Annotated in this window: 16 protein-coding genes; 12 read left to right on the top strand and 4 right to left on the bottom strand. The window is 48.8% G+C overall.

The genetic code is table 11. The features are described 5' to 3' along the window. The first annotated feature begins 16 nt into the window (after nucleotides 1-16). Genes FS628_RS16410 through FS628_RS32695 form a run of 4 tightly spaced genes read left to right on the top strand, consistent with a single transcriptional unit; the run spans nucleotide 17 to nucleotide 7,717 of the window. The gene (locus FS628_RS16410; protein WP_145323502.1) at nucleotides 17-2,293 is read left to right on the top strand and encodes an Ig-like domain-containing protein; all 2,277 of its coding nucleotides are present in this window, start codon (nucleotides 17-19) and stop codon (nucleotides 2,291-2,293) included. A gap of 54 nt (nucleotides 2,294-2,347) precedes the next feature. Beyond that, entirely contained in the window at nucleotides 2,348-3,115 is a 768-nt protein-coding gene (locus tag FS628_RS16405; RefSeq protein ID WP_145324207.1) for a glucosamine-6-phosphate deaminase, read from the top strand. Further along, nucleotides 3,112-4,275 (top strand): N-acetylglucosamine-6-phosphate deacetylase, encoded by a 1,164-nt coding sequence (locus tag FS628_RS16400; RefSeq protein WP_260871058.1) that lies wholly within the window; start codon nucleotides 3,112-3,114, stop codon nucleotides 4,273-4,275. Before FS628_RS16405 ends, FS628_RS16400 begins: the two co-directional genes overlap by 4 nt. A gap of 10 nt (nucleotides 4,276-4,285) precedes the next feature. Continuing rightward, nucleotides 4,286-7,717 (top strand): glycoside hydrolase family 3 N-terminal domain-containing protein, encoded by a 3,432-nt coding sequence (locus tag FS628_RS32695; protein ID WP_260871057.1) that lies wholly within the window; start codon nucleotides 4,286-4,288, stop codon nucleotides 7,715-7,717. Between the two features lie 223 nt (nucleotides 7,718-7,940). Here FS628_RS32695 and FS628_RS16385 read toward each other — a convergent pair whose 3' ends face one another. Both FS628_RS16385 and FS628_RS16380 read right to left on the bottom strand, forming a co-directional pair. Continuing rightward, nucleotides 7,941-8,660, bottom strand: a complete 720-nt coding sequence (locus FS628_RS16385) for an SDR family NAD(P)-dependent oxidoreductase (protein WP_145323498.1) — start codon at nucleotides 8,658-8,660, stop codon at nucleotides 7,941-7,943. A gap of 121 nt (nucleotides 8,661-8,781) precedes the next feature. Continuing rightward, a complete protein-coding gene (locus tag FS628_RS16380) occupies nucleotides 8,782-9,144 on the bottom strand; it encodes a winged helix-turn-helix transcriptional regulator (RefSeq protein ID WP_145323496.1) in 363 nt (120 codons plus the stop codon). Between the two features lie 203 nt (nucleotides 9,145-9,347). On the opposite strand from FS628_RS16380, the gene FS628_RS16375 reads away from it, so the two are divergent. The 3 genes from FS628_RS16375 (at nucleotide 9,348) to FS628_RS16365 (ending at nucleotide 11,894) form a co-directional block, all read left to right on the top strand. Beyond that, the gene (locus tag FS628_RS16375; protein WP_145323494.1) at nucleotides 9,348-9,911 is read left to right on the top strand and encodes an NAD(P)H-dependent oxidoreductase; all 564 of its coding nucleotides are present in this window, start codon (nucleotides 9,348-9,350) and stop codon (nucleotides 9,909-9,911) included. A 344-nt stretch (nucleotides 9,912-10,255) separates the two neighbouring features. Further along, nucleotides 10,256-10,615, top strand: coding sequence for a hypothetical protein (locus FS628_RS16370; protein WP_145323492.1), 360 nt, complete (start codon nucleotides 10,256-10,258; stop codon nucleotides 10,613-10,615). Between the two features lie 34 nt (nucleotides 10,616-10,649). Continuing rightward, complete coding sequence (locus FS628_RS16365) at nucleotides 10,650-11,894, top strand: exosporium glycoprotein BclB-related protein (RefSeq protein WP_145323490.1); 1,245 nt, start codon at nucleotides 10,650-10,652, stop codon at nucleotides 11,892-11,894. A gap of 239 nt (nucleotides 11,895-12,133) precedes the next feature. Here the strand turns inward: FS628_RS16365 and FS628_RS16360 are convergent, their stop codons facing one another. After that, nucleotides 12,134-14,095 (bottom strand): AraC family transcriptional regulator, encoded by a 1,962-nt coding sequence (locus FS628_RS16360; protein WP_145323488.1) that lies wholly within the window; start codon nucleotides 14,093-14,095, stop codon nucleotides 12,134-12,136. A gap of 216 nt (nucleotides 14,096-14,311) precedes the next feature. Between FS628_RS16360 and FS628_RS16355 the strand changes: the two genes are divergently transcribed. Then, nucleotides 14,312-15,241, top strand: a complete 930-nt coding sequence (locus tag FS628_RS16355) for a DUF5050 domain-containing protein (RefSeq protein WP_145323486.1) — start codon at nucleotides 14,312-14,314, stop codon at nucleotides 15,239-15,241. Between the two features lie 227 nt (nucleotides 15,242-15,468). Here the strand turns inward: FS628_RS16355 and FS628_RS16350 are convergent, their stop codons facing one another. After that, the gene (locus FS628_RS16350) at nucleotides 15,469-15,822 is read right to left on the bottom strand and encodes a DoxX family protein (protein ID WP_145323485.1); all 354 of its coding nucleotides are present in this window, start codon (nucleotides 15,820-15,822) and stop codon (nucleotides 15,469-15,471) included. 140 nt (nucleotides 15,823-15,962) lie between these two features. Here FS628_RS16350 and FS628_RS16345 point away from each other — a divergent pair, with 140 nt between their 5' ends. The 4 genes from FS628_RS16345 (at nucleotide 15,963) to FS628_RS16330 (ending at nucleotide 20,152) form a co-directional block, all read left to right on the top strand. Further along, nucleotides 15,963-16,346 (top strand): winged helix-turn-helix transcriptional regulator, encoded by a 384-nt coding sequence (locus FS628_RS16345; RefSeq protein WP_145323483.1) that lies wholly within the window; start codon nucleotides 15,963-15,965, stop codon nucleotides 16,344-16,346. 24 nt (nucleotides 16,347-16,370) lie between these two features. Further along, the gene (locus FS628_RS16340) at nucleotides 16,371-17,411 is read left to right on the top strand and encodes an NAD(P)/FAD-dependent oxidoreductase (RefSeq protein WP_145323481.1); all 1,041 of its coding nucleotides are present in this window, start codon (nucleotides 16,371-16,373) and stop codon (nucleotides 17,409-17,411) included. Between the two features lie 338 nt (nucleotides 17,412-17,749). Next, nucleotides 17,750-19,297 (top strand): PTS transporter subunit EIIC, encoded by a 1,548-nt coding sequence (locus tag FS628_RS16335; protein WP_145323479.1) that lies wholly within the window; start codon nucleotides 17,750-17,752, stop codon nucleotides 19,295-19,297. A gap of 9 nt (nucleotides 19,298-19,306) precedes the next feature. Beyond that, nucleotides 19,307-20,152, top strand: coding sequence for a PRD domain-containing protein (locus FS628_RS16330; RefSeq protein WP_145323476.1), 846 nt, complete (start codon nucleotides 19,307-19,309; stop codon nucleotides 20,150-20,152). Nucleotides 20,153-20,183: the final 31 nt, after the last annotated feature.

The raw sequence follows: 20,183 nt of genomic DNA, 5'->3' as shown, positions 1-20,183 counted from the left end.
AAAGGAGGCTTCGCTTATGAAAAAGCAGCATCTGCGTGTGTACTCCGGATTCAGGCTAGCCATGGTTCTGTTGATATGTATGGTATCGATTGGAATACCCTTTCCTGGTAAGGCGGGAGCAGCCGGTTCAATCTCGCTGGACGCACCTGGGGGTGGATATGTGTCGGACGGAGGGGTGGTAGAGATCGGAGGCAGTTACACCGACCTGTACGACATTCGGCTGTATGTGAACGGAACGGCTCAGTACGAAGTGCTGATGGATGATCCGGACGGGGATGACAGCGGCACTTGGTCTTATATGCTGGATACCTCGGGATATAACGGGGCTGTCGAACTGGTGGTTCGTGGGCTGGATACGACCTCTCGCTACGGGGTATGGGGTGTGCCCGCCCTCCTTACAGTGAATAACCCGGCAGGTGCTGTCCCTGATGTAACGATTATAAGTCCATCCGAAGGTGTGTCGCTTAGCGGTCAGGTGGAGGTTTCAGTCCAGGCCAGCTCCCCAATCCCAATCACGCTGGTCGAGATACGGGTGAACCGGGGACCTTGGGAGGAGGCTGTTCAGCAAGGTTCTGCGTATGTATACACCTGGGACACGGCGGGACTTGGCGATCGGACGGTCAGCTTGGAGGCCAGAGCGACCAATGCACCGGAACGGTATGGTTATAGTTCAACGGTGTATGCACAGGTTGGAAACGGGACGCATGAACCAGCAGTGTCTTTGCCCGGCCAGGACCGGGCCATGTGGATCTGGGAACCGGAAAGCTACAAGCTGCTTCTTAACCCCGGCTCACGCCAGGTGCTGGAGTCTTTCATCACGGACACACAGACATTCGGCCAAGAGCCGGTCCGGACGCTTTATCTCGCAGTGGGCAGTTATGCCGGATACAATGCGCTGGAAGAGCAAGAGGTGGAGCTGCGCTCGTTCATAAGCTGGGCTCACAGCAAAAATCTGCAGGTACATGCATTAATTGCTGGCGGCACTTCTCCGGCCTATATGGGTGCATACGAGAAATATCACAGCCATGCGGTGCAGGAAATGGAGAAGGTTATTAATTACAATCTTGCTGCGGCGGATACGGAGAAATTCGACGGCATCAATGTGGATATTGAGCCGTATATTTCCCCCGACTTTAGAGACCCAAGCCGATTCCTGCAGAAGGAATACCTGGATGTTCTGCAAAAGATGATTGATCGCCGCGATGTTGCGGGGATCCGGCTGCCATTCGGCCCAGCTGTGCCCAAGTGGTATGACACTTCGGAGCAAGGGGCGAATATTGTGTGGAACGGCACCACCAAGTGGCTGTCCGAGCATGTTCAAGATATCTCCGACTATATCTCCATCATGGATTACCGGGATACCGCGGATGGCTCTGCAGGGATTATTGCCGGGGCCGCTGGAGAACTCGCTTATGCAGACCAGATCGGCAAGCCGAATTCCGTAGTGATTGGTGTGGAAACGCTGGATATCGCGAATAGCGGCGATCCGGAGACGATCACTTTTTGGGAGGAAGGCCGCAGTCATATGGAATCCGAGCTGGATAAGGTATACACAGCATACGAGCAGAGCAGCGCTTTCGGCGGCATTGCCGTCCATCACTATGATTCCTATCGGGCCCTGCCTTCTTACTGGGGACCGGGCTGTGTATTTTGGACAGCTCCGGATGATCAGGAGGCTCCTTCTGCCCTTGCAGGAGTGCCATTCGTTGAGGCGATTGATTATCAGACTGTACAACTGAAATATGGAATAGCTTCAGATAACATGGAAGTGGAGCGCTATGTGATTTATCGGAGTACTGTTCAGGGTTTCACACCTGTCGCTTCGGAAATGGTCGGACTCGCTCGCGGCCTGAATTACCAAGACAAGGGACTGCTGCCGGATACAACGTACTATTATCGGATTGCGGCCCGCGATTTGCAGGGCAACATCGGACCACTTACCGATGAAGTGTCGGCGACCACTGGAAGTACTATACTGAAACCCATGATTGTCTCGGACATGAATCTGGCTTACAGCGGTTCCGGAGTATCCGTCAACATGAAGGTTAGAGATTACGCTACGGGCGAGGTTCTGGAAGGGGCGAAAGTGGAGGGAAGATTCACTTATGCTGCGGGACGGTACACCAGCGGAATCACCGGAGCGGACGGAAGTGTAACGCTAGCTTCGGAGACGGTGATACCGGAAAGGCAGGTTGGTTTTGAACCACGAAGAATCCGTTATAACGGTTATTACCATGCGGGAGAGCATGATTTTCCGCATACAACACTGCTGATGCAAAATGCCGGAAATTGAAGCATCGGGCCAGAAGCTGTTTGGAGGAGGATGAGGAGCATTAACGTAAATGGCATGATAAAACCGTTGGAGTCGCGAGTCGTAGAGCGCATGTCTGTACAGGTTTATGCCGACCGGGATCAGATGGGGGCAGCTGCAGCTGCTGCGGTTGGAGCTGAGTTAAGACAGCTGCTTCAGGATTCAGGGCGCCGGGTCCGCATGGTATTCGCTGCAGCACCTTCGCAGAATGAATTGTATGAGGGGCTTGTGATGGAGCAAGGCATCGACTGGTCGCGGGTGTGTGCCTTTCATATGGATGAATACATTGGTCTGCCGGATACGGCCCCCCAGCGGTTCGGACGATATTTGACAGAACGGCTGTTCAGCCGGGTCCAGCCTGGGCGGGTGGAGCTGATCGACGGATTGGGCGATGTGGAGCAGGAATGTCAGAGATACGGAGAGCTGTTACGCGTGGATCCCATAGATATTGTCTGTCTCGGGATCGGAGAAAATGGTCACATTGCCTTCAATGATCCGCCTGTAGCCGATTTCGAAGATCCGCTGCTTGTGAAAGCGGTGAAGCTGGATGATGCCTGCCGCCGTCAGCAGGTAAACGATGGCTGCTTTGCTCGGCTGGATGACGTGCCTGCGGAGGCGTTGACCCTGACTGTACCGGCGTTGATGGCAGGCAGCAAACTGTTCGGGATCGTGCCAGGGATGTCTAAGCGGAGTGCGCTTGCAGCAGCATTATATGATCCGGTCAGTACAGCATGTCCAGCTACCATCCTGCGTACACATCCCAAAATTACGATGTTTACGGACCGGGAAGCCTTCGGCCTGTGAGCGCGCCGATTGTTGGGAGACACTACCGGACAGGGCTGCCCATTGAGGTGAGATTCAGAGAAGAGCGCATTGCTGCCGTTACCGAGCTTGACGTGACGCCTTCCGCGGAACATCTTCCCTGGCTTGCCCCTGGTCTGGTCGATTTGCAGGTGAACGGCGGCTGGGGGCTGGATCTGAATACAGCTCCGTTGAATCCCGATACGGTATTGAAGCTGACGCGGATGCTGCAAAAACAGGGAGTTACAAGCTATTGTCCCACGTTGATTACAAACAGTTCCGACCGGCTGGCTGAGGCAGCTTCCGCTATTGCGGAAGCTGTTCGGCTGAACCCGGATGCGAGCGGGGGGATTGCAGGTATTCATCTGGAAGGCCCATTTCTCTCACCGGAGGATGGCCCGCGCGGCGCGCATCCGCGGCAATACATTGTTCCCCCGAATTGGGAGACCTTCAGCCGCTGGCAGGAAGCGGCAGAAGGATTGATTCGCATCATTACTCTCTCCCCGGAGTGGCCGAATGCGACTACATTTATCGCCCGGTGCTGCGAATCCGGCATCCTTGTCTCGATTGGTCATACGGCAGCAACGCCCGAGCAGATCAGGGAAGCGGTCGCTGCAGGAGCCGTCATGTCCACGCATCTGGGCAATGGCACTCACCTGACACTTCCGCGGCATCCCAACTACCTGTGGGAACAGCTCGCGGCAGATGAACTATATGGCTGTATGATCGCGGACGGCCATCATCTCCCGCCGTCCGTGCTGGCGGTGATTCTCCGAATGAAGAGGAACCATGCTGTTCTGGTCAGCGATGCTGTCTCACTGAGCGGTATGCCACCAGGGTCGTATCGACTGCACATTGGCGGAGATGTAGTGCTAACCGCGGAAGGTCGGCTGCACCTTGCCGGACAGCCGCAGCTGCTGGCTGGCTCGGCGATGATGCTGCCGGAACAGGTGGGCTATCTCGTGGAAGCAGGGGTGATCGGGCTTGCCGATGCCTGGGATTGCGCTTCAGTGAATCCTGCCGGGCTGCTTGGGCTTGAACAGGCTGTAGGGCTTGAGACCGGGGCACCTGCGGATCTGGTTAGCTTCAACATGGACGGTGGAAAATTGAGTGTTTTACAGTGCTGGAAGAATGGTCGGTTGAGTCCACGGAGCAACGAATAGGAGGAGAGCGATGCAGAGCTTGATACCACAACCAAAGCAGATTGCAGCGATTGAGGGAGGCCCCTTGCGCCTGGATGGCGAGACAAGACTGAGTCTTTACATGGAGCAGGATGATCCCAGATTGGAAATCCACTGCCGCCGGGCATTTCCGGGGATGAAATATACATGCTCAAGGATAGATAAAGGTTATTTGCTTATTGTAGAACGTCTTTCAGGGCAGGAAATTCAGCAGGGAGACCATGAGGTCCATGGCGCCCATGCAGTACATGAAGTCTTGGGAGCACAAAAGAAGAGCTTGGTCATCTCTGATTTCAGTTCATTTACCGAAGAAGGCGAGACAGACCTGGGCCTAGCAGGACGCCCACAAGGGTACAGGTTGAAGGTATCAGCCATAAGAGCTGAGGTCTGCGCCCAAGATGCGGAGGGTTTGTTTTACGGATTTCAGACTTTGGTACAACTGCGTGGATCGGATGGTGACATCCCGGCGGTGTCCATAACAGATTGGCCGGATACGGCTGTGCGGGCAATGAATTTGGATTTGCGCCAGACGTTCTCGAAGCCGGAACTGCTGACAGCATATTTGGCGGAATTTGCCCGTTATAAGACAAACGCGGTTCTGATTGAATATGAGGATAAATTTCCGTTCCAGGCGTACCCCGAGTTCGCGCATTCGAAGCATGCGTTAAGTCGTTCGCAGCTGGAAGAACTGAAGCGTAACGCCCATGAGCATTTTATGGAGATTATTCCGCTTCAGCAGAGCTTCGGACATCTGGAATATGTACTGCGCCACGAAGCTTGGAGGCATCTCCGCGAGACAGAACAGTCCACCGGGGAAATCTGCCCGTCCCACCCGGAATCCTTCGGACTGATTACCACGCTGCTCGGAGAGATGATCGATGCGCATCCGGACTCGCGCTATATCCATCTCGGCTGTGACGAGGTCTACAGCTTATGCGAATGCGAACGCTGCAAAATCGAGTTTGGAGGTGTGCGGGAACGAGCCTTTATCGCCTTTTTGAACCGTTTGATCGCATTTACGGCAGAGCGGGGGAAACAGCCGATTTTCTGGCATGACATGCTGGATAAATGTCCGCCAGAGGAACTGGCCAAACTGGATCAGCGGAGTGCGGCCATGATCTGGATCTACAACGGGCGTAATATCGAAGTGGAGGTTACTTCCCATGCGGATAAATTTAGGTCGCTGGGCATTGATGTCATGGGAGCTCCAGCCGTCCGCAGCTTTGACTGGGCGGAGCATCAGAATTATCCGGTGCTGCCCAACCGGACGGACAACTTGATTCAGTGGGCAGAGACGGCAGGCAAGCTGGATCTTGACTGCATTGTTGCCACCAACTGGACGGGGCCTTTCAGCCTCGGAGTGCCTTATGGTATTTTCGAAACCACTTGGTACCCCATGCTGCTGCATGCGGATCTGGCTTGGAACCGCAAGGCGGATGCCTCAACCTTCATCGACCGATTCCTGGAACGCTTCCATGGCATTGATCCGGTTACCGGACATAATCGGCTCGGCAATTATCGACTGGAGGATTATTACGAGGTGATCTGGAAGCTCCTGGACGAGGTGCGCGAGCATAAGGAAGAAGCGGAACTGATTGCGATTATGCATGATTTTGAGGTGGCGACAGATCGTTCGCGGGCAATTCACAAATACGCCTACCGCTGGGAACTGTATCCCGGCGATGAGGCGGAGTGGCGCTCACTCCAAAACAATTACACGAGAAACCACCGTGGACGCGAGGAGGTTTTTCCACGCATGAAAGCTGCGCTGGAGCGTTACCAGCCGTCTGATATGGCGGAACATTTTGTAAAATCCAGGTTCTATCTGCATGATTATTTGGAGCGCACGCTATATCATGAGTTGAGGCTGGATGCGACCTATGCGGAATCTGAACCGAAGACGATGAGTCTGGAAGACAAAATAGCCATGATGTGCGTAATAGGCACACCATCTACCCGCGCCGAGCCAGAATTTCGGGGAAGAATGGCGCAGCAGCGGTTTGGCGGAATAGGCATCTTTCCCCATAATGTCGAGAGTGAGCAGCAGACGCTTGCGCTACTCACAGAGGTACAGAACATAGCCGGAGATCATGGAAGCCCGCTGCCTTATTATATTTCAGTAGATGAAGAGGGAGGCACCCTGTCCAAGTTCAAAACCTTCTTTCCCTATATCCCGGGAAACCGGGCAGTTGGATTAAGCGAAGACCCGGAAACCGCCTATTTACTCGGTAAATTCATCGGCAGTCAGCTGCATTCTCTCGGTATTCCGATGAACTGGGCACCTGTATTGGATGTGAACACGAATATAGATAATCCGGTCGTGGGTGTTCGCTCCTTCGGAGAGGACCCGCAGCTAGTGGGACGATTCGGCCGCTCCTTCATCCAGGGGATGCATGAAGCAGGTGTGGCCGTGACGGCAAAGCACTTTCCAGGTCATGGGCAAGTGAGCGGAGATTCTCATATCGTTCTGCCAGAATGTGATCTAACGCTTGAGCAGTTAATGGAAGGTCCGCTGCTCCCCTTTGTGGAGGCGATAGAAGCTGGAGTGGACTCAATCATGATGGGGCATCTGGTGTTTCCGAACATCCCGGAATCCGGCAGACTTCCGGCTTCGCTCAGTCCTTATTTTGCCTCGGAGCTGCTGCGGAACAAGCTGGGTTTTGAAGGCGTAATCTGCACTGATGATATTGAAATGGGAGCAATCCGCAATCATTTCAATCCGGATGAAGTAGGCGTACTGGCTGTTCATGCGGGGAACGATATGATCCTGATGTGTCATACGCCAGAGTATCAAAGTAGGGTGATCGCGGGTATTTTGGCCGCTGTACGGGATGGACGAATCAACGAGGCGCAAATCGACGAGTCAGTTCTTCGTATCCAGCAGCTCTACGGTAAATTCCAACAGTATCAAGCGGCTGCAAAGCCCATTCTCAGGGAACAGTGGGAGGAGCAGGCACTGAAGTTGGCTCGTATGACCGTGAAAGTTAGTCGGGACCCGCAAGGCCTGCTTCCGCTTAACCCTTCGCTGAAATATTTGCTCATTCTGCCGCAGCAGGAGCAGCTGACCCGGGCCGATAACAGCGGTGCAGCCGAGATCAAGCTGGCATCCTTGTTGAAGGATGCAGGCTTGGCTGTGGAGACGCACTGCTGCGCAATGAAGCCTGATGCGGAGGAGATTGCATCATTGGTGCAGCAGGCTGCTACTGCGGATGTCGTGATCCAGGGCACCCTCAATGCCCATCTGTTCACAGGTCAACTGGCTCTGGCTGAAGCACTGACTGCGGTTAAGCCATTGTTGAATCTGGTGCTGCGCAATCCCTATGATGACAAAGCACTGCCACAGATAGCCGGAAGCATACTGCTGTGTTCGACCTCTGATTATTCACTACGGGCGCTGGTGGAACGAATAACAGCTTCGAAGTGACATGTCAGCACCGGAGTCGGACTGTATACAGGGGCGGTGAAACGCAGCTAAGAGATTAAATGTCGTATAGACTTGCCGACCTTCATCCGTTGGAAGCAATTTAGAACTATATTCCATAGCATAAAGGTAAAAGCCCGCGATGATCGCGGGCTTTTACTGATATCAAAGCAATCTGTTTTTCCTTGAGTATATGAGGTTCTTCATAATTGGAGCGGAACTGCAATTATGCGTTTAAATCTGTTATTGCCGGAATATTAATTTCTTTTACACAGGCTGCTTTGGACAAATTGACGATACAACGAACGATAGAAACCATATCTTGAAGCGGAATACGTGTCCCGTCATACTCAGCAAGAGCCCGGTCCATGCCTTCCTCATAAGGGATCTCCGCTGCCAGTTCTCCGGGGTTAATACATGTAACGGCAATGCCGTCATGTCTTGTATGTTCTCTCAAAGCTTCTGTGATTCCTCGAATGGCAAACTTGGAAGCGACAAAAGAAACTTGTGTACTATTGGCGTTATTCAGACCCGCTGTTGAACCAATAAGAATGATTTTGCCCGCTGCAGATTGTCGTAGATGAGGCAGTAATGCCTGAATACATACTATGGTTGAAGTGATATTCACATGGATCAGCTGACTGATATCCGCGGGCTCGTCTTTGTCGAACGTGTAGTGATCCTCGAAGCCTTCTTTCTCCCAAATGCCTACATTGTATATGAGTACATCCAAAGGTTCATTCTTTAACTGTTCCTTGACAATGGTCGCGGCGCTTAGCTCAGAGAGATCAGCTTGTATCCATATCCGCTGTACACCATCACTCAAATCCAGGCTTTCCGGTCTGCTTCGAGACACGACCCAGACTTTATCGCCCTGTTCGGGCACACCTCTGACGAAGGCATCCCCTAATCCTTTGCTTGCACCGAACACAAGATAACTTTTCATATGGACATCCTCCTTGTGGAATCGCAGTATCTATAATTTATTGGCAAGTCCACATCATCATACTATAGAAGTTAAGGGAAAGAATGAAGCTTGAATGAAGATATGTGGAATGTCGATATTTCTACGAAGTCGGATTTTCGTCTTCCAACAATACGATATCTTCTCCTTGGTGTTGCCTAAGTGCTATGTTGTCTCGTCCCCACGCGCACATGACATCGACGATGGAGTTGGCGGTTATTCCATATTCGGTCAGGCCATATTCAACTTTGGGCGGCATCTGTTGATACACATGCCTTCTGACAATCCCGTCCCGTTCAAGCTCACGCAGCTGCTGAATCAGTACTTTTTGCGAAATACCTTGTATGCTGCGTTGCAGTTCACTTGTTCTTTTCACACCGGGCATTAGTAAACAAATAATTAACGCTTTCCACTTGCCCCCGATGATCTCGAGTGTGGCTTCAATGCCAAGGTTATAGTGCTTCATTACGTCTCACCTCGTATATACTGCTACTTGTTCATAGGGTATAAATATATATTTTCTCACGATGATGAGGAAGAAGTCCATACACACTTTGAAGTAACCATCTTACTTTATTGTGTGTATTTTCTTTTGCTCGGGCTTATATGATAATGGCGATATTCAAAAAAAAAAGATATCGTTCTTGACCGAAGAAAGGAAGGGAATCAATGAAAACACTTGTCATTCTGGCACATCCGAATATTGACGATTCGAGAGTGAATCAGCGATGGAAACAGGAACTAGGGCAGCATGCGAGCGAAATTACAATCCATGAAATATATAGAGAATATCCTGATTGGCATATCAATGTTTCCAGAGAACAGAAGCTGTTGGAGGCATACGACCATGTCATCTTACAGTTTCCATTATATTGGTACAGTTATCCTCCTTTGTTGAAAAAGTGGTTTGATGATGTTTTTGCCTATGGGTGGGCTTATGGATCAAAAGGTAATAAATTGCATGGGAAGAAGCTGGGCTTGGCCATGTCCATTGGGGATAAAAAGGTAAATTACACGCGGGATGGTTCAGTTTCCTTTACTGTAGATGAAGTGATCGCACCTTTCAAAGCGAGTATCAATCACGTTGGGGCAGTAGCTTTACCGTATTTTGCAGTTTTCGGTGCCTCATTTCAAGCAACCGATGGAGAAATCAACCAAAGTGCTCAAGAGTATCTTCGCTATATCCGTAAGTATCAGAATGAAGTCGATAACGAGCCATATGTTGCTAGATGAGTTTCCTAAGATGATTGCTGAATAAAGCAAAGCAGGCAAGCACTGCTCTGTGCCACAATAGTACAATTTCAGATCGACGTTATGACACGAAAAAAGAAATCTTAAGCTGCGGCCGTTTCCCTGTATCTAATGGGGGAACGGTTGTTTACTTTTTTCTGGAATCGATCCTGATTATAAAACAAAATGGTCTCGCTGGCGTAGACATCTGTTGTTTATTAATAATGGTGAATTGACCCCTGTGTTTTGTCCACACCGTTGGTTTAGGGTCTGAATATTACTATCAAGTGAGCTTAATGCCAAATACTGCTAGAGTCAGAGGTTCATAAAAAGGTGGGATGGGAAAGATGGCTATTTTATCGACTGGACCGATAGAAAACAATCCCGTTTCCGGGGTTAGACCGACACAACAGGTAACAATTAGATTGGTAAATCGGGCTGCTGTGGACTCTATATCAGTATACATTCAGGGGTATGTGCTAAGCACAATAAGAACGCTGTATGTGAGTGAAGTGATCAGTATTGCAGCTAACGAAGCAGTGACCCGAGATTATTTTGCAGATTTAGATGCTTTTGAGTTTGTTTTTGAAACAAGTGCGGAAGGTGTAGAAGAAGTAGGGATCTCCGTGTGGGGTAAACAAGCGTCTGGACAATTGGTTGATGCACATCGTGTTGTGACGCACGAAACAACAGTCAAGAACATCTAACAGATAAAATTTACTCAAAAAAGGAGATGTAGCGATGAGCTTTTTATCAACAGGGCCGATAGAAAATAATGCTGTTAGCGGTGTGAGACCTACTCAGTCTGTTACAGTCAGAATGGATAACCGTAGCGATGTGACAGCCTCAACCGTGCAGATACAAGGGTATTACATGAGCGGTGGAATGAGGGTTTTGTATGTCAGTGAGTCTTTTGACATCTCACCAAATCAAGTTATAACCAACAACTATTATGCCAATCTGGATGCCTTCGAGTTTACGTTTACAACAACAACGATGGTTAATGATCCTATTCAAGTATCCGTATGGGGTAAAAGCAGCACAGGCTCTTTGGTAACAGCCCATCGTTTGGTTTCTTCCGAGTTGCTGGGTGAAACCCCAAGCATCACCGGAGCCACAGGCGCAACAGGAGCAACAGGCGCTACGGGAGCAACGGGCACACCGGGTACAACCGGAGTAACAGGAGCGACAGGTGCCCCGGGTACAACGGGAATGACAGGAGCAACAGGCACACCAGGTATAACCGGAGTAACAGGAGTAACAGGAGCGACAGGTGCGCCGGGTACAACCGGAGTAACAGGAGCGACAGGTTCAGCAGGAACAACCGGAGTAACGGGAGCGACAGGTGCACCGGGTACAACAGGAGTAACGGGAGCAACGGGCACACCGGGTACAACGGGAGTGACGGGAGCAACAGGTACAGCAGGTGCAACCGGAGCAACGGGTGCAACGGGTGCGGCTGGTTCGGGAGCAATTATTCCTTATGCATCTGGACTTCCAGTTGCGTTGACTACGGTATTAGGCGGACTTTTGAATACTTCCAGTTTAGTTGGTTTTGGCAACAATGCTACAGGAGTAAGTGTTAACGGAGGAATTATCGATCTCACCGGCGCTGCAGGCACATTGCTTAACTTTGCTTTCTCGGCATCGCGTACAGGAACAATTACTTCACTGGCCGCTTATTTCAGCACGACAGCTGGACTTAGCCTGGTTGGATCTACAGTAACCATAACTGCACAATTATTCCGTTCCACTACACCTAATAACTCCTTTACGGCTGTACCGGGTGCATTGGTAACCTTGGCTCCTCCACTGACCGGCGTTTTGGCACTGGGCACAATATCCAGCGGATTGACTACAGGACTGAGTATTCCGGTAGCTGCCGGAGACCGCCTGCTTATGGTCTTCTCAGCATCAGTAACAGCTGGAATTGATGTGGCTACTACCTTGGCCGGATATGCAAGCGGCGGTCTTACGATCACTTAACGAAATTATGCTTAATATCAAGTTCATAGACAGGGACCCCTTGCGATCATGGTGAGAGGTCCCTGTTTATTTGTGAGCACAACTAGTAGTGCATCACGTTATTGGATCAGATATCGGCATTCACCAATGCTTCCAGAGAAGAATTCGCTACGCCTTCAGATGAAAGATAAGGACTATACAAAAACATAAAAAGGCGAGGATCGCTCCTCGCCTCGTACAAACCGTGAGTCTCATGAATTTCACTCCGTTTTGGTTAGGCTGTCTACGACAAATTTAAGTTGGGCTTCCAACGAAATCGGGTCACTAAACACGAAGCCACGGCTGTTCTCACGATAAACGTGATTATTCTGGACAGCAGGAAGGTTATCCCAGATAGGACCTTCAAAAGCGGAATCCCCACTCTCATCACCTGTCCATCCACTAATAAAGATATAATCTCCTGCGTATTGTGGTAACAATTCAAGTGATAACTTGGCCCATCCCTTGCCGCTGTCGATGGCTTCCTTCTGAATCATCGGCGGTGCCTTCAGGCCGAACTCGCCATAAATAATATCTCCACCTCTACCAAAGTTCCCGTAGGCATAAAATTCTTTGGCACTTCCCGTATCAAAAATCGAAACAGTGCGATCGCCTACCGTTTGCTCCACGAGTGGTTTGTATTCAGCAATCTTAGCGTCCCACTCTGCGATCCAGGCCTTCGCTTGCTCTTCTCTACCAGTCATCTTGCCGAAATCCATCAATTGCTCCCGCAGAGGTACTCCATATTCAACAGCGACGGTCGGCGCAATTTTGGACAGCTTTCCAATCGTTTCAGGGTCATTCCAAACGACAATTAAATCCGGCTGCAACTCCATGATTTTCTCGTAGGGTACATCGTTACCGATGTTGACAACGTCATCCAGCTTTCCTTCTGTATAACTGTTAAAGGACTCATCACCAGTTCCAACAGGCTTAAGGCCCAGCGCTAGCAAATGACCGGTAAAGGCTCCTGCAACCATTACGACTCTTTGAGGCTTTTTGGGGATTTGTACTTCACCGTTAACCGCGGAATAGGTTACCATCTCCGAGCTGCCGGTTGGTGTGTTACTGATATTACTCTCTGCACCTACAGTTGGACTCTGCGTACTGCCAGTGCTTCCATTCGTGTTTGCTGGCCTGGAACATGCGCTAACCAATAGAGTTAGGCACAACAGGAGGGTAATTCCTACAGGTAGTTTGCTTCTATACATCCGTAAATCTCCTTTTTCGCTATGTTGATAATGATTATCATCTCTGATATCAATATAACGACGGAGTTTATGCGGAGCAATGGATGATCGAAGCCTAAGGATAGGACGATAAGAACCTCTCGTCACTTGTCCGGACTCATTCTTGAATTGCTTTGGTGTCACTCCCGTATGCTTTTTGAACATTCTTATAAAATAGGATACATCAGCATATCCGACGCTTGCAGCGACCTCATGCAGAGATAACTCAGTCTTTTGAAGCAGCGTTGCAGCTTTTTTCATCCTAATACCGATTAAGTAATCGATTATACTTGCGCCAGTTTCACGTCGGAAGTACTTGGACAGATAAGGGACGCTGTAATGGAATGTACGCGCGAGTGTTTCCCTCGTCAGCGGCTGGGCGTAGTGCTCCTGCATATAGCGAATAAGCTGAGAAGCAAGGTTAGCACTAACAATGCTGACCTGCTGTTGATCCATTTGTCTGAGCAATTCATATACAAATTGATAGAATAGTGTTTTGGTATGGAGCCGCTCCAAGCGTCCCGGTCTATTCCATTCGCCCAGCATACGCTCAGCGATTTCGTAGAGGATGGCAGGATGGTATGGAATAAAACCGTACTGGAGGTGGAATGGCAATTGTTGATCCGGTTGTTGAAGTGTATACTGCTTGCCAGGTAGCGGTAAGGAGGCTTTATAGAAAATTAGGTAATAATGAAAGGATTCGTCCGTTGGGATGATGTCCAGACGGGTGTTTTTGCCCCCATGAAGCATATAGAATGGTTTTGTAGCATGCTCATTTCCGTCTAAAATCACGGTTGCACTGCCAAGCGTTACGTAAAGAAAGGCGCTGGCAGGGAACAGGTAAGGACGTACGCACTCGTGGGCCTGTATGACAATATGTCGTACATCCATGATTTTGAGCGATGCACAATTCCAGATGAGTATGTGCTCTTGTACATTCAAGGTTGCTTTCAATAGAGAGTTGTCTTCCTTCCATGAGCTGTTGAAGCCAGCCTTTTATGTGGTGAGGTTATTATATAATAATAATAATAGTGGCTTCTTGCAAAAAAACTGAAATACAGCGCCTGCAATGCGATATACATATTCCGAAGTCTAAATGAATTGTGTTGCAGGTAAAAAACGATCTATAATAACAGATGTATAAAAATACATATTTTAGGGAGAGTCAAGATGGGAAAAAGATTGTTAGTAGCACTATTAAGTATGATCATGTTATTTGGAGTGGTACCCGCGTATGGTGCTGGAACTTCTGGAAATTCTTTGATATGGGAGGGTTATAACGACAACGGAAGAATGGTGGGTATTAATTTTACTACGTTTACAGGCAAAAAAAGCACAACGAAATCTATTTATAATAAGCAAGCTTCACAGCAAAAAATTATTGGGAATTGGATTTATTTTTTAGTAGAGGACGAAGAAGATCATTATTCTATCGCTAAGATTAGAACAGATGGTTCGGCATTCGCTTACGTATCCCAAGATGATAATTTTGTAAGTTTTGATGTTGCTGGAGATACAATTTACTTTGTGAAAAGTGAATACAACGGTAATTTGTACGATGATTTGTCTTATGGCTCAATGAAGACAGATGGTACGAAGAAACAGATTATTTTGCCTGTATCTCCTTTTTATAATTTTGAGATTAATAAAGAGTATGTATACTATACGGAGCGGCATACAGATTTGTTTTATCGTATGAAAAAAGATGGTACCGCAACTAAAGCATTATCCTCAAAAGGTGTGTCAGTATACAAATTTTATGGTAATGTGTTGTTTTTTTCTGAGATGATAGATGGAGGCTACAGTTCCAGAGGTGTCTTTGCAGAGTTGGATGGAGCCAGAAAAAAGACATTTGCATCAGATGGTTATATTCATCCTTTAACATACTTAAATAATAAGTTCTATTACCGAAAAAATACGATAGACAAAGTAGGCAACACTAAAAGTATTATTTATGTTTATAATCGCTATACAGGTAAGAAGAATAAATTTGCTTCTATAGATTATTATGACCGCTTCTTAGGACAAGTTGGAAACAGTCTTGCATTCCTAACCTTTCCAAAAGGAGATGTGTATAAAATTGGACTTGATGTAAAGTGAATAATAAATCTGGTTATATTCGCCCGCCTTCTTGGCGGGCTTTCTGTCACTTTCCAATACGTTTCTCCGGTAGCACCGGATTCTCCTTATATTGATCTAGTCGCTCTAAATTTTGGAATACAACTTCATATTTGTGTGACCCGCTTCTTCCAGTGTGATCACATCCGTTAGGGCAAGCCGAGGCGTCTGAGCCATAGTGGACCGCGAAGGTTTACTTAGCGCCATGTTTATAGTCTTCCAATTGCCACGATCAACGCAAGAACTATGAAAAAGATATTTACGCCGAGCTCCCGGTACTCTTTGCGCCGAATATGAAACAACATTCCAAGTAGTGTGACAACTGCCAAAGCGATTGCGGCGATGGGCGTAAGCACCGGAGCTATGTTCAGTGCCCACGGCAAAACTAGGCCAAGTGCTCCTAGTAGCTCCGCGATTCCGATCAAAACAACTAGACTTTTCGGCACTTCATTGATCCAGGCCCAGGTCTTTTTTGATGACTCGATACGAACGGCTTTCATCCATCCCGAATATACGAAACCTAGCGCCAATATGATTTGTACGATCCATAACGTTACATTCATCTTTTCTTTTCCCCTCACTTGTTCAATTTCGATGTCTGCCTCTATACTAAAGTGAGAAGGACCAAGCTGGAAGTAGGCACTTAACCCTAACCAGGTAACCAAAAGTATACCTGGGTATGGTCAGAAAGTGAGGAATAAGAATGACGGTATATTGCAAATTCGGAACGGCCCTGGATATCCTCACGGGCAAATGGAAATCATTGATTCTCCTACGCTTGCTGAGCAAAGGTACAATGCGATTCAGTGAATTACAAAAAGCGATTCCGGATATTTCAAAAAAAATGCTGGCCCAGCAGTTAAAAGAATTGGAGTATCACGATATTGTGCATCGCGAAGTGTATGCGGAAATTCCGCCAAAGGTTGAATACTCGATTACAGCGTATGGACAGCTCATGAAACCTGTGCTCCAGACTATGAGCGAGTGGGGAGCCGGGCATGTGCAGCATATGGAGAAGCTGTACAGCGAAGAAGACGAAATAGGAGCAAACCCATCCGAACTTCGGAAAATCGATTCCTTGGGGTGATAGGGTGACAAGGGAGAGTTAGTTTTGAATAAACAAAAAATTGTGATTATTGGTGCAGGGATTGTTGGGGCGTGTATGGCCTATCATCTAGCCAAACGAAATCAAGATGTAACCGTTATCGAACGGCACTCAGCCGCGGCGCGTGAAGTCACGGAAAAATCATTTGCCTGGATACATACGACGCATAGAGTGGCTCCTGAATACTGGCATTTGTACGATGCAGCTGTGGAAGAATATCACACACTTCAGCAAGAGTTGTCCGAACTGAAAATTCATTGGCATGGAGCGCTAACTTGGGACACTCCGCCTCTAAGGGAGCAACACCACGCTCAAAAATTAAACCGGGAGCAGCTTGAGGCATTGGAGCCCAATCTGAAAGAATATCCGGATGAAGCCATGTTTGTCAGCGAAGAAGGTGCGGTGGACCCTATAGCGGTAACGGAGCTGTTGTTGAGCAAAGCGCAAGAGTACGGAGCAAAGATTCAGTTCGACACCAACGTTACACAGCTGAAGCAAGAGGGTTCCCGTCTGGTTGGTGTTCATACGTCCAAGGGTTTTGTGGAGTCGGATGTCGTGGTATTGGCCGCAGGAACAGGTACACCCGAACTTTGTAACCCGTTAGGTTGTCACATGCCGGTAACGTCGTCACCTTCGATTCTGATTCGGATGAAAACTGCAAATAAACTAATTCACACATTAATCTCCAATGCGCAATTTGAAGCGCGTCAACTGACGGACTATACACTGCTGGCTGCGGAAGATTATATCGACGAGTCGGAGGAAAACGGACCTCAGGCGGTCGGTAAGCGAGCTTACGAAACATTGCGTCGCAGTCTCAAGCACGGGAATCAATTGGAACTGGAAAGCATAAAGGTTGGATGGAGACCCATGCCTGAAGACGGTTATCCGATTGTGGGCTTCCATGATCACATGAATGGACTTTATCTGACGGTAATGCATTCTGCAATTACGCTGGCGCCGCTGATTGCGCATCTGGCTACAAGTGAAATTATTGATGGCGAATCAAGAAATGAATTAGACCCTTGTCGCCTCTCCCGGTTTTAGGATCACTCCACAACGAAAAGTACATCGCTCAAGTGGAGATGTACTTTTCGTTGTGGATATTTGTTGGAGTCTTCTACACTTCCCCGGTAGCCACCGGATTCTCCTCATAACTGATCCAGTCGCTCCAGCTCCCGCTAGATCTGAATGAACAGCCAAGATGAGCCATTGTCCTCAGATTAGTGGTATTTACTGACCATTGATTTTGGAAAGTGAAGTGGTCACAATAGTAATATTGCCATAAATGACGGAATTGTAAATTTTTAAGAAGATCAACATTCAATAATAGATCGTCGATCCTTCGATGTCCGTTTAATGCTAAGGAACAGGGAGGAGCATCCATGCAGCAGGATGACCGGAGTGTCACAAAGGGACGTAGTTCCGCAAGGGCATTGGCCACGCAACTTATTGAATGGTCTGGAGGAACGGACAATATTATCGAAAGCACCCATTGCACGACACGACTCCGACTCCGATTGCAGAACAGTGATCTGGTGGAACAAGAACGTCTTGACGGTATGCAGGAAATTCAAGGGGTGTACGTTCGTGCTGGACAACTTCAGATTATCCTTGGTCCCGCTCTTGTGTCGAAGGTTAATCGCCAGGTGAATGGCATGCTTCAGTCAGCTGCTTCGTCCGTACCAAAAGAAGACGGCCCGAAAGGACCTGTCACACCACGGTTACACGAAGAAGATCATACTGATTCCTATCCGCTGCCGTCCGTGTCTACGGCTAGCAGGTCAGCCAATGATAAAGGGCTTCATTCACGAGGGCTGTTATACAGGTTGGTGGACGCATTCCAATTTTTTTCTGATATCGTTGTGCCCATTATTCCGCTCTTCGTCGGTGCTGGACTGCTGTTGGGTCTCATGGGACTTGCAGGGGCATTCGGTTGGGATGATCCAGGCCAAATGTGGTTCCGGATTCTGTCCCTGTTGACGGGCTCAGCGTTCCAGCTGATGGCGGTTCTTTTCGGATACAACACGGCCAAGCGGTTTGGGGGAACCCCGGCGCTTGGTGCCGCTGTTGGGATTGTTATGACTCATCCGGGGATTCTTCCGTTCACCGACATCGGTGGAGATCCAGCCTTTGCTCAAGTTTTGCCTGTATCACCGCAATTCGGGTATCAGGGAGCCATAATCCCAACCGTTCTTGCGGCGTTTATGCTTACGATAATTGAGAAAGGACTACGGCGATGGATACCGTCATCCGGAGCTGTTCTTCTCGTTCCCTTTTTAAGCTTTAGCATCGCGGGCAGCCTTGCGGTACTGGTGATTGAACCCCTTGCTCTGGGTCTGGGCAGCTCGCTGGGAAGTATTCTGGAATACGTCTTCAACTACGGGAGCTTGCTATTTGGCCTTCTGCTTGGCGGGATGTACAGCTCCATAGTGATCACCGGTCTTCATCACGGGATTCAGGCTGTCGAAGTTGGACTGATTTCCAATCCGGATATCGGCTTCAATTTCTTGCTTCCGATCTGGTCCATGGCGAATATCGCGCAAGCAGGTGCCGGGCTTGCAGTATATGCCAGAACCCGGGACGAAGCATTGAAGAAAATAGCTTTGCCTGCCTCGATCACGGCGCTGTTCGGTATCACCGAGCCAGTCACCTATGGTGTTAATCTTAAACTTGGGCGGCCCTTTCTGGGTGCTGCTGCAGGAGGAGCCGCCGGAGGGGCATATGTCGCTTTTCATCAGGTTGTGGCCAATTCATTTGGGCTAACCGGAATCCCGATGATCGCTTTTATCGTACAGCCCGGGTTGATGAATCTTGTTCATTATCTGATCGGTTTTGTGCTTGCTCTGGCTACGGCTTTTAGCGTTACCTTGCTGCTCGGTGTGGATCGCGTTGTTCGACCAGAAGCTGATAAACTTAACGAACAGGCATAGGAGACTAACATGAAGATCAAAAAAATACTCAACAATAACGCCGCTGTGGTTAACGATCATGGAGAAGAGAAAATTGTCATGGGGCCGGGGGTTGTTTTCCAAAAAGGAAAAAATGATATTGTAGACCCGAGCCTTGTTGAAAAAGTGTTTGTAATGACTGATCCGAAACAGTACAACCACCTTCAGGAAATGCTTGGGACACTACCCGAAGAAGAAATTGCGGTCACCCAGCAGATCATCACTTTCGCCGAGAAAGCATTGGGTGTCACGTTTCATGAACATATCCATATCGCGCTTACAGACCATCTCTCGTTTGCCTTGGAGCGGATTGGCAAGGGAATCGAAATTCGGAATACGCTTCTTGAGGAGATTCGTATTCTCTATCCAAGAGAGTTCCAGCTTGGGCTTCATGCCAAGCGTTTGATCTACGAGAAATTGCAGGTGGTCATCCCGGAAGATGAGGTTGGTTATATCGCCATGCATATCCATACTGCCTGGAAGAATGCGGGCATGCGCCATAAGGCTCCAGAAAAGACGGCCATGATCAGGGATATCGCAGAAGGTGTGGGACAAGTTGCCGGTGTGCTGGATCGTGGGTCTGCGAACTATGAGCGACTTTTGACCCAGCTTGAGAATATGCTGCAAACGGATGAATCAGGCAAACTCCGCAATGAACTGAATCCGGAGCTTGTAGCGATTGCAAAAATGAATTTTACCGAAGCATATACACAGGCACGCGAGATCGGTGAAATGGTTGAAGAGGATTATGGATATGCCTTTACCGAAAGTCAACTGGTTGTGATCGCCATGGAGATCAACCGGATAGATCATCGACTTCATCCATCCTCGGATTGATTCTTATGCTTGGTAAACTGAGTCTCTGGTC

Source organism: Paenibacillus xylanexedens, assembly GCF_007676705.1.
Taxonomy (GTDB): domain Bacteria; phylum Bacillota; class Bacilli; order Paenibacillales; family Paenibacillaceae; genus Paenibacillus; species Paenibacillus xylanexedens_C.
The sequence above is the reverse complement of the archived record's forward strand: the minus strand, read 5'-3'. Positions and strand labels throughout refer to the sequence as shown.